Below are 9284 nucleotides of genomic sequence, written 5' to 3'. Positions count from 1 at the left end.
CAGAAAGCATTGTTGTTAGAGGAGAAATCCGCAATTGGTATCTGGAAATTTGCACAAAAAGTAGTGTTAGACGTAACTATGCTTTCAGAAGGATCAGGGTTAGTGAACAAGACAGTACTAGTTACATTTCCTTGACTTTTTATCTTAAGAATAGGTTCTGTAGAATATGCAGTACAATAATCTTGACAATCACTTGTTCCTGGTCTTGCCCCAAATCCACTACCGTTATTTTTATCAAACTCAATTAGAGGTGTTTCAATGCGGCCACAGCAACTGATGCTTCCCCCGTGAATTTTAAGTTTTCCTTGAATAAATATATTGTTTTCGTTACAAAGAACACCGTCTATATGAAACTCTCCTGATACATTAATAACTCCTGCACCCAGTCCATTGGGATCATTGTGATTTGTCATTTGCCCGCTTTCACATCCTTTTCCTACGTCTACCTTATCTGCATTTATGATGCCATAATTGTGGATGATTGGATAGGCATCAACGGGTGCTATACAGCCGTCAGGTTCCGCTTTTAATTCTTTAATCGTTAGGATGCCCTGGTTAATCAATTCACCTTGATTAGAGCTGCCTTTTCCCACATTAATTTTTTTATTGCCAATTAAAGATCCGCTAGAGCCAATAGTCATCAGGCCGAGAATATTTATATCAATATTTAGATTAATTTGATGGTTAAGTGTTATGTAATCGCCATTGGGTAGAGTGGATGGAGGAACCCCGTTGGCATCCCATGATATTGCATTGTTATAATTGTTGCCAGAGGCGATAGTTGTGTAGTGAGTACCACCTGTACCCGGGCTGTCAAATAAGCAAGGTCCACTAATGCAACTGGTTGTACTTCCAAAAATACTGGCCGAATTTATAATGTCTACTGTTCCCGTTGTAGATAATGTTCCTGCTCCGGTTATAGTAGCATTATTCTTTGCAATTACGTTTCCATTTACGATAATATCACCGTCACATTCAATTTCTATATTGTTCTCAATTTCTAAATCACCATTTACAATTAAAGTTGCACACGATGCTATAGAAAAGGTTACGTTATTCGACACTTTCATATCTCCTACGGTTAATATATTACAGGCTGAAATAATAATGTTCGCAGAGTTCTTTACCGTTAGGTTTGAACCTAATGTGGTTGTTCCATTCACAGTAAGTTCTCCAGAATTTTCTACATCCAATTTGTAATCGGATCCACCTGTCGCGTCAATAAGAGTTCCGTTGACAGTACATGCTCCTGTTCCACTTATTTTAAAATCGGTATCAACTGAAAGTACGTGGTTGACTGTTGAGACTCCATCGTCTGCAGGAACTCCATTGTCCCAGTTTCCACCCGTCCAACTGCCATTGCTATTGGTGGTTTGCGCATTAACCATACTTGAAGTAAGGATTACTAACATCCCAATAAAGACAATAATATTTTTCACTGAATATGGTTTTGACATTGTAAAGAATGAGTAATAAACAGAGTGCTGTGTAAAAGCTATGCCACAATTATATACTTCGGTGCATTGCTAAGTATCTCAATAGGATATACTGTTAACTAGTCTTTTGGAATCAAATAGAACATTCTATTTGCAAGACTGGTTTCTCAATTTGAGAAATAATAATAGAAGGTTGATGCTTTCTGATAGAACCAGAATGCCTCAGATTAAAAATATAGCTACGCCTTCACACTTCAGAATAATACTTTTAGATTTCGTTTCTCTTGATCTAAATAGAATTCGGCACCTCATTTAATGTCATAATGCCTTCTTCTAGAGGTGTATCGATAACATGGTTCTGTCGAATGTCTTAATAGCAGACGGCCAAGTATTGCTGCGCAATAGTATTTTCTGCTTGATCAAAAAACGAAGGAAAAAATCAAGTCCTCCAATTCAGTTCTATTAACACCTTCATGAGCGCTAAGTGCGGCTGGTTGATCCAGTCACAGGCTCCTGGCTTCCCAGTCTTACTACGCACTCATTTTGGTTTATAATAGTTCTTCTTTGAAGGGACATTGACATTCGTGCATGGATATTACATGAATCTAAAAGCGGCCTTTTAAAGAGAAGCTCCCACTTCGACGTTATTTTCGGAATTTATCCTTCGTAAATATCCGGGGATCTCTTGATCTTGGTACGGTTTATTTAATGTTATTATGCGTTCGAGGTGTATCGATAGCATGGTTTTGTACCTTAGCTACATCCTAAAAGCGCATTATGAATAATAAAATTAATAGAAGAAACTTCCTTGGTCTTGGGGTTAAATTTACTGCATTTGCAGCATTGCTAGGATCTACGGGTTCCCTTATTTCATCTTGTGCTACAGAAGTAAAAGCAAAGGCAAAGCTATTTCATGCCAACTATTGGGGAGCGTTTAGGCCTACTGTTGTTGATGGCAAATTAACCAACGTAGAACCGATTGCAGCTCTAGATGCTAATCCATCCGAAATGCTGACCATCGGCGTGCTCGAAAAAACGTATTCTAAAACAAGGGTAAATTATCCACTGGTACGAAAAACATATTTGGAAAATTTTGGTGGAGATACCAAGCCGGAGTTAAGGGGGAAGGAGCCTTTTGTTCGAGTAGATTGGGATACCGCCTTAGGGTTGGTTAAGAAATCATTAGACAAAACTATTGAGGAGTACGGCAACGAGGGGATTCTCTCTACATACAATGGATGGTCGGAAGGCCATATGTTTTATCCCAAAATCTTGCAGGATAGATTCATGTCTACCATTGGTGGCAATACAGTTACGGTAAGTAATTATTCTACAGGTGCAATGCGGGTTTTGCTTCCATACATTCTTGGCGAGAATCTAAATGGCGATCCTACCACATGGCAAGTATTAGAAAAAAATACCGAGTTGTTTGTGATGGTAGGTTGCGACATGTTCAAGAATCTACGAATAGATGAAGCTGTTCCGGATCATAGAATGTATAAGATTTGGGAGGGTCTTAAAGAAGCCGGTATTGAATTTTTAAGTATCGATCCACAAGTAACAGAGTCGGCAGAAAGATTAGGTGCAGAGACCATCAAGATCATTCCCAATACAGATCAAGCTTTATTTTTGGCGATGTCTTATCACCTGGTTAAAAATGAGCTTCACAATAAGGAGTTTTTAAAAACCCATGCAGTGGGGTCTGAAAAGTACATTGCCTATTTAATGGGTGAAGACGGGGGAGAACCAACAACGCCAGAATGGGCATCGAGTATTACAGGTCTGTCGGCAGAATCTATCGTTGAACTTGCAGAATTAATTGCTTCTAAAAAAACGCAGTTGGCAGGCTCTTGGTCTCTGCAACGTGCTAGCCATGGTGAGTTAGTACATTGGTCTATGATTAACTTCTGCTGCTTGCTAGGTAACTTTGGTAAGCCAGGTGAGGGAGTCGGTTTTAATTGGCATTACAGTGGTGCAGGATTGCCACAAGCATGGAAGAATATGCCAGGGTGGATGGAAGAATTAGAGAATCCTGTAGAGACGTATATCCCGGCCTCACGAATAACGGAAGCGATTAAGAACCCAGGCAAAGAATTTTTCTACGATGGCGATACCTTAAAGTATCCTAAGTTGAATCTCATTTATACCACATCGAGTAACCTCTTGTCTCATCATCAAGACTTTAATGATACGGTTAAAGCGATGGAGAGTGTCGAAACCATTATCGTTCAAGATCCAATGTTTACTATCACTGCACAGCAAGGAGATATAATACTGCCGGCTACTACCACGCTCGAGCGAGATGATATTCATTATGGAAGTGCTTATAGCAGAGATCGGATATATTCTCAAAGAAAGGTAATAGAGCCTGTTGAGGAAAGCTTAGACGACTGGGATATTTTCAGAAAACTAGCAGCTCTTTACGGAAAAGAAGAAGAATTTACTGGCGGAAAAACTCCAATGGAATGGATTAAGGGAGCTTATGCAGTTAGCTCTGGACCGGAAGTAATGACCTTCGAGGAGTTTTGGGAAGAAGGTGCTGTTACATTTCCTACGCCGGAAGGAGCGAAGAGCCATGTTATGTTTGGAGATTATTACAATGATCCAGTTGAACATGCTTTAGATACGGATTCAGGTAAAATTGAAATGTATTGCCAAACCATTGCGGATTATGAGTTGGACGATTGTCCACCGATGCCCAAGTATTTAGAACCTTTTGAGTTTTTAGGGAATGCAGAACCTGGCCAAGTACACGTGGTAAGTCCGCATCCGTATAACAGATTACACAGTCAGTTGGGGAATTGCGAAGAGTTGCATAAAACGTACAGTGTACAAGGGAGAGAGCCGGTATTGATTAATCCAATCGACGCGGAAAAGAATGGAATTGCAGATGGTGACGTTGTAGAATTATACAACGATAGAGGTGCTGTTTTGGCAGGTGCGGTTGTTTCAAAAAAGATAAGGGAAGGAGTAGTTAGTCTGCAAAGTGGCAGTTGGTCTTCAAGAGATAGCAAAGGAAGATGTAACAGTGGCCAAATTAATTTCCTTACTTCCGACCACGCAACTACGCAATTAAGTCAGGCAACTGCAGCCAACACATGCGTGTGTTATATTAAGAAATGTGAAGATGTTGAAGGGCCGAATAGAATGTTCGAAGCGCCGGAAGTAATACAATCGACTTAATTTCTGAAGTTTTAGCAAATAGATCTTTTCGCTATTTATTGATAATCGTCCCAAACGATAAAAAAGGCTGAATAGGAAGCTTCCTGCTTTTGCCAACAGAGTAAAGCTTGTTTCTCGCCAATACTGACTCTAATGTGTTCTTCAACTCCGTTAAAGTCTGTCCACGTTTCGTTTTCAGATGGCTCTATTCCCCATTCCTTTTTTGAAGGGATGTGATAGTTTTTTGAAGAATCATCTGAATCTATAAATGCTTCAAAATTTATATAATATCCTTTAATGTACTTATCATAAATAGGATCAATACTGCCTTTGTATTTATAAGGAATAAACAAAGTAACGAGTAAGCATAGAGCTTGAGATACTTTGCTAATCTCTATACTGCTAAATTCTGCTCTAGCACATGTATGGTATAACAAAGGGAATTGTTTCCTTTTTAGTTTTTCTAATTTCTCTACTAAAGAATCATTTCTATTCGGACCAATCCAGTTATTAATTTTGTTTGAAGATATGGATGGGTCATAGAGGTAGAATTTATAGGCCAGCTCCAAGTGGATTACCTGCTTTGTTTCTACCTCTTCAATAATAAAATCAATTTCACCAATCGTATTTTTCTCTTCTATTACTTGGGTGTTTTCATAGAGTACATTGTAGTTGCTGGATGATTTAATTAATCCGGAAACAATGTTTTCTGCTATATGGCCTAACCTTACATTGCTTGGGAATTGAAAATCCAGATTAGTGGGTAGGCTTAAATTAGATAGATCAAAAGCGTGTAAACCTGTAATTGACTGGTCTAAGCTTTTTGTATTTAATATGGATACTATCCTTGACTTCGTTTTCATTTGATTGCACAAGTTACTGATGTATTACCTTGATCACTCTTATTAAACGTCATCCTCAGAATTTACTCTTCGGAAATGTCTGGGGATCTCTTGACTGAGGTACGGTTTGGCTGATCTCCGAGTCAAGCCCGAAGATGACGTTGTTGATAAAGAAGAAGAATTTATCTTGGCTTAGGTTCTAACCTAGAGGCTTCCATTTCATTAAAAGTATTTTCCATGGAAAATAAATAATTTAGTTGTAGGTTTGTGTCAATAAAAAAGTAATGGCAGAAAAGAAGAAAGTAAAAAAGAATGAGAAAGCAATGTTTATAGCGAACATGGCTTCTACTATATCTTGGATACAGAGTAACAATAATGAGTTCCTAAAGCCATTCGGGATATCGAATCAGCAGTATAATATTCTTCGAATACTAATGGGGGCAGGGGATTGGCTCGACATGGGATCGGTTAAAAAAAGAATGTACGATGCATCGCCCAATGCGACACGATTAGCCGATAAATTGTTGACGAAAAAATTAATTGAGCGCAAAGGTAGTGCAGAGGATAGGAGGGTAGTGTTTGTAAATATTACTAAAGCTGGCTTGGCGCTAATAAAGAAAATAGATAGTTCTGCTGGTCCAGATCAACATGGTTTTTTAGATAAGATTACAATCAAAGAGGCGAAGATTGCTAGTGAGATTATTTCCAAATTAAGGACCTAGGCTTTTTTTTGGAATAATATATACCGTGGTTAATAATACCTAGGGAGATAAATAATAATTGAAACTTAAAATAATGAATACAAAAAGAGACTTAATAATTTATAGAGTAATTACGGGGTTGTTTACCGCACATACCATCTTTAACTCGGTGATGTATTTTGCCATGTATAGTATGGTGGTCGATATGTTTACCCACTTGGGTGCACCCACAGAGATAATATATCCGATGGCAATAATAAAGCTAAGTGGGATTGGCGTTATCTAGTGGAACAAGAATAGATTACTTAAGGAGTTGGCGTACGCTGGTTTTGCAATAGACTTTATCGCAGCTTCTACTATGCACTATCTCCAAGGCGATGCCGAGTTTTATGCTCCATTGGTAGTACTAGCTATGGCAGTTGCTTTATCTACCACAGAAAGGTGTATGTGAAATAGGGTTAAGGATAAACGATCGTCTGCCTTCTGAGTATAGGTGATATATAAAGAAAATCAGGGGATGAATCCTGCGAAGTGAATACTTGTTTAACTCGTTTTTTGTTAAAACTTGAAATGAACAAACAGACGGCCCCAGTTCTTGCCATCTTTTTCCATGCGGTGATACTTGTTCTTAATGTGTTTTTGATCTAGAAAGCGAATCACTTTTTTTTTGAGTTGGCCACTGCCTTTTCCTGGTATTATTTCGACTAGTTTAATCTTTTTATTCAGCGCTTCTTCAATAATGTCCTCGAGGGCCTTGTCTATTTTCCAGCCTCTATTAAAAATTTCGTGTAAGTCGAGTTTAAGTTTAGCCACTATATTATCCGATAATAGTTTAGAGAACCTCAATTACGTTAAAACAAAAAGCCTTGACACTTTATAGTATCAAGGCTTTTGAATGCAATTAAGCTTAAAAGTATACTACTAGTTTACTTTTACATTTACTGCGTTTAGTCCTTTCTGACCGTCTTCAACATCGTAGCTTACTTTGTCACCTTCAGCGATATCACTTGATAAAGCACTTTGGTGTACAAATACATCTTTGCCGCCGTCATCTGGAGTTATAAATCCAAATCCTTTTGTGTCGTTGAAAAACTTTACTGTTCCGTTACTCATAATATATTGTATTAATTTAAGCTACAAAGTTAGGGTTTTATATTTAGAGTGGTAACCTTAACTGTGTTTTAATCAATCGATAGTGTGATTTGGAAGATTCGAACGTATGATTTACTATTAAAAAGGTGTATTTGAAATAACTTAATGCCGATAATAGAATGGCCGGTGAGATGAAAGAAGCAGAGTTTCTGAAATTATTCTTAATTGGTATTTCTCGATCATTTTATAATCGGACTAGGATTTATTAATTCTACATACTAATTTGATATAGTAATTGAGTTCGTTCAAAATGGATTCTACAGGGCGCATATTTACTTTGAAATACAAGGGAAGCAGTTTAATCGAAATTTGGTTTGTTGAATCTTATAGAGTTCATATATCCGACCTTATGGAACTTGAGGAAGTTTTTCTACAACAAACAAATAAAGAGGAGAGGTACAGCTTAATTGTAATACCTGGTAGGTTTGGAGGTATGGCCGAGGAATATAAGGGTGTTGATATGTTAGAGCCTTTTAAATCGCGAATAGATAAATTGGCAATTATAGCCCCAGTGTTAAGAATTAGATTATTAGGAAGAGCATATTTTAATTTTATCACAAAACCTGTTTATGATTATAAGTTCTTCAAAAATGAACTGTTAGCTCTTACTTGGCTCAATTAGTTCTGCCGGATTAAACTGGTAGAAGAGAATTGGCCAAGCTAGCATCTTCAATCGTCTGCTTTGCCAACATGCCGCCAGATTATTTAGATAAGCGTTAACTTGCCGATTATAAAATAAAGAGATATTCACTTTGCAAGAAGAGATAAAAAATCCAAGAGTTAAATGTTACACATGCATGAGGCCTTCAAGCACGTGTATTTGTGAACACATTAGTCCTTTCCAGACCAAGACTCGTTTTATTATTCTTATGCACCCGAAGGAGTATCAAAAAGAAAAAAACGGAACGGGGCGTATGACTAAGCTTCAGCTTGAAAATTCGGAAATTATAGTTGGCGTTGATTTTACCAATAATAAACGTGTAAATGAAATACTGACTAAAGAAGAAAGTTGTTCTTTTTTACTTTATCCGGGAAAAGATAATTTCAACTTATCGGTAAGAGAAAGTTCAGAAATAAATTCATTTATGGGTAGCAGTCCGCACATCTTCCTTCTCGATGCCACGTGGCCCTGCGCCCGTAAAATGCTTACCAAAAGTAAGAACTTGCAAAAGCTAAAAAGAGTAAGTTTTGATAATAAGATCAAATCAAAATTTATAATAAAGCAGCAGCCCGAGTCTCTTTGTCTCAGTACTATTGAGTCGGTCTATACTGTCTTGAATTTACTTAAGGAAGGAGAGTTTGAACAATGCGAGACGAAGGGTTTCCTTATTCCATTTGAAAAAATGATTGAGTATCAGCTCGAAAGTATTCTAAACCCAAATAATAAAAACTATCGTTCAGCTACGAATAGAGAGATCCTTACTAAGGATAGGTATAAGAAAAAATCGGAAAGAAATATTATTCTTGAACTAGAGAGTTAGATATCTTTTTTATAAGATAAGATGCAATGAGTATAAGATTCGAACCTAGTTTCTACAATTTACTCAACATTAATCTTGAATGTCGCTTCGCTTCCTTCTGAAATAATCGTTACTAAATACACGCCCTGAGGTGCATTTAGCTCGACATGCAACACTTGAGCATTGTCGTAGCGATTAACCATTATTTTTCTCCCCATTAGATCTGTTATTAATACGCGAGGATTGGTGTAAACTGTTCCCAGGTTAATAGTAAATTCTCCATTTGTTGGGTTTGGGAATAGGTGTACTTCATCTTTATTGATTACCTCATTGATTCCTACAGAAGGCAATAAGTATATTTCAATCATGCTTGCATTATCTGTTAATGGAATGCTCGTGGCGCTGGCCAATTCGTAATTATCAAAGAAATACGTTGGTGCATAGGTGCCGGCGTTAACTCCTTCGGATGTTGCTAGGAGAGTATAATCTCCTACGCACAACCAAGTTGCATTAAAAGCTCCGTCTGCAATT

General features: G+C 37.6%; 11 protein-coding genes. 6 read left to right on the top strand and 5 right to left on the bottom strand.

Features of this window, described 5'->3' with window-relative positions; genetic code table 11:
* The coding region (locus tag HRT72_00095; GenBank protein NQY66114.1) for a hypothetical protein at positions 1-1439 on the bottom strand (1439 nt) is incomplete at its 3' end.
* Between the two features lie 774 nt (positions 1440-2213).
* Between HRT72_00095 and HRT72_00090 the strand changes: the two genes are divergently transcribed.
* Complete coding sequence (locus HRT72_00090) at positions 2214-4619, top strand: molybdopterin-dependent oxidoreductase (protein ID NQY66113.1); 2406 nt, start codon at positions 2214-2216, stop codon at positions 4617-4619.
* A gap of 35 nt (positions 4620-4654) precedes the next feature.
* Here HRT72_00090 and HRT72_00085 read toward each other — a convergent pair whose 3' ends face one another.
* Complete coding sequence (locus HRT72_00085; protein NQY66112.1) at positions 4655-5461, bottom strand: DUF1853 family protein; 807 nt, start codon at positions 5459-5461, stop codon at positions 4655-4657.
* Positions 5462-5724: 263 nt separating this feature from the next.
* Here HRT72_00085 and HRT72_00080 point away from each other — a divergent pair, with 263 nt between their 5' ends.
* From HRT72_00080 to HRT72_00070, 3 genes are all read left to right on the top strand, one after another.
* Positions 5725-6162, top strand: a complete 438-nt coding sequence (locus HRT72_00080; protein NQY66111.1) for a MarR family transcriptional regulator — start codon at positions 5725-5727, stop codon at positions 6160-6162.
* A 73-nt stretch (positions 6163-6235) separates the two neighbouring features.
* Positions 6236-6427: a hypothetical protein gene (locus tag HRT72_00075; GenBank protein NQY66110.1), complete on the top strand. Its 192-nt coding sequence runs from the start codon at positions 6236-6238 to the stop codon at positions 6425-6427.
* Between the two features lie 27 nt (positions 6428-6454).
* A complete protein-coding gene (locus HRT72_00070; GenBank protein ID NQY66109.1) occupies positions 6455-6592 on the top strand; it encodes a hypothetical protein in 138 nt (45 codons plus the stop codon).
* A 107-nt stretch (positions 6593-6699) separates the two neighbouring features.
* Here the strand turns inward: HRT72_00070 and HRT72_00065 are convergent, their stop codons facing one another.
* Entirely contained in the window at positions 6700-6954 is a 255-nt protein-coding gene (locus HRT72_00065) for a Smr/MutS family protein (protein ID NQY66108.1), read from the bottom strand.
* A 108-nt stretch (positions 6955-7062) separates the two neighbouring features.
* Positions 7063-7254 (bottom strand): cold-shock protein, encoded by a 192-nt coding sequence (locus HRT72_00060; GenBank protein NQY66107.1) that lies wholly within the window; start codon positions 7252-7254, stop codon positions 7063-7065.
* 274 nt (positions 7255-7528) lie between these two features.
* Here HRT72_00060 and HRT72_00055 point away from each other — a divergent pair, with 274 nt between their 5' ends.
* Together HRT72_00055 and HRT72_00050 are read left to right on the top strand one after the other, a co-directional pair.
* Entirely contained in the window at positions 7529-7915 is a 387-nt protein-coding gene (locus HRT72_00055) for a hypothetical protein (GenBank protein ID NQY66106.1), read from the top strand.
* 175 nt (positions 7916-8090) lie between these two features.
* Positions 8091-8774 (top strand): DTW domain-containing protein, encoded by a 684-nt coding sequence (locus HRT72_00050; protein ID NQY66105.1) that lies wholly within the window; start codon positions 8091-8093, stop codon positions 8772-8774.
* Positions 8775-8833: 59 nt separating this feature from the next.
* Here the strand turns inward: HRT72_00050 and HRT72_00045 are convergent.
* On the bottom strand, positions 8834-9284 hold a 451-nt coding region (locus HRT72_00045; GenBank protein ID NQY66104.1), incomplete at its 5' end, for a T9SS type A sorting domain-containing protein.

The sequence above is a fragment of the Flavobacteriales bacterium genome (assembly GCA_013214975.1).
Taxonomy (GTDB): Bacteria; Bacteroidota; Bacteroidia; order DT-38; family DT-38; genus DT-38.
The sequence above is the reverse complement of the archived record's forward strand: the minus strand, read 5'-3'. Positions and strand labels throughout refer to the sequence as shown.

Excerpts from the sequence above, each read along its gene's own strand:
- HRT72_00090 (NQY66113.1), top strand. The coding sequence starts at position 2,214 with ATGAATAATAAAATTAATAGAAGAAACTTCCTTGGTCTTGGGGTTAAA.
- HRT72_00085 (NQY66112.1), bottom strand. The coding sequence starts at position 5,461 with ATGAAAACGAAGTCAAGGATAGTATCCATATTAAATACAAAAAGCTTA.
- HRT72_00080 (NQY66111.1), top strand. The coding sequence starts at position 5,725 with ATGGCAGAAAAGAAGAAAGTAAAAAAGAATGAGAAAGCAATGTTTATA.
- HRT72_00075 (NQY66110.1), top strand. The coding sequence starts at position 6,236 with ATGAATACAAAAAGAGACTTAATAATTTATAGAGTAATTACGGGGTTG.
- HRT72_00060 (NQY66107.1), bottom strand. The coding sequence starts at position 7,254 with ATGAGTAACGGAACAGTAAAGTTTTTCAACGACACAAAAGGATTTGGA.
- HRT72_00050 (NQY66105.1), top strand. The coding sequence starts at position 8,091 with ATGAGGCCTTCAAGCACGTGTATTTGTGAACACATTAGTCCTTTCCAG.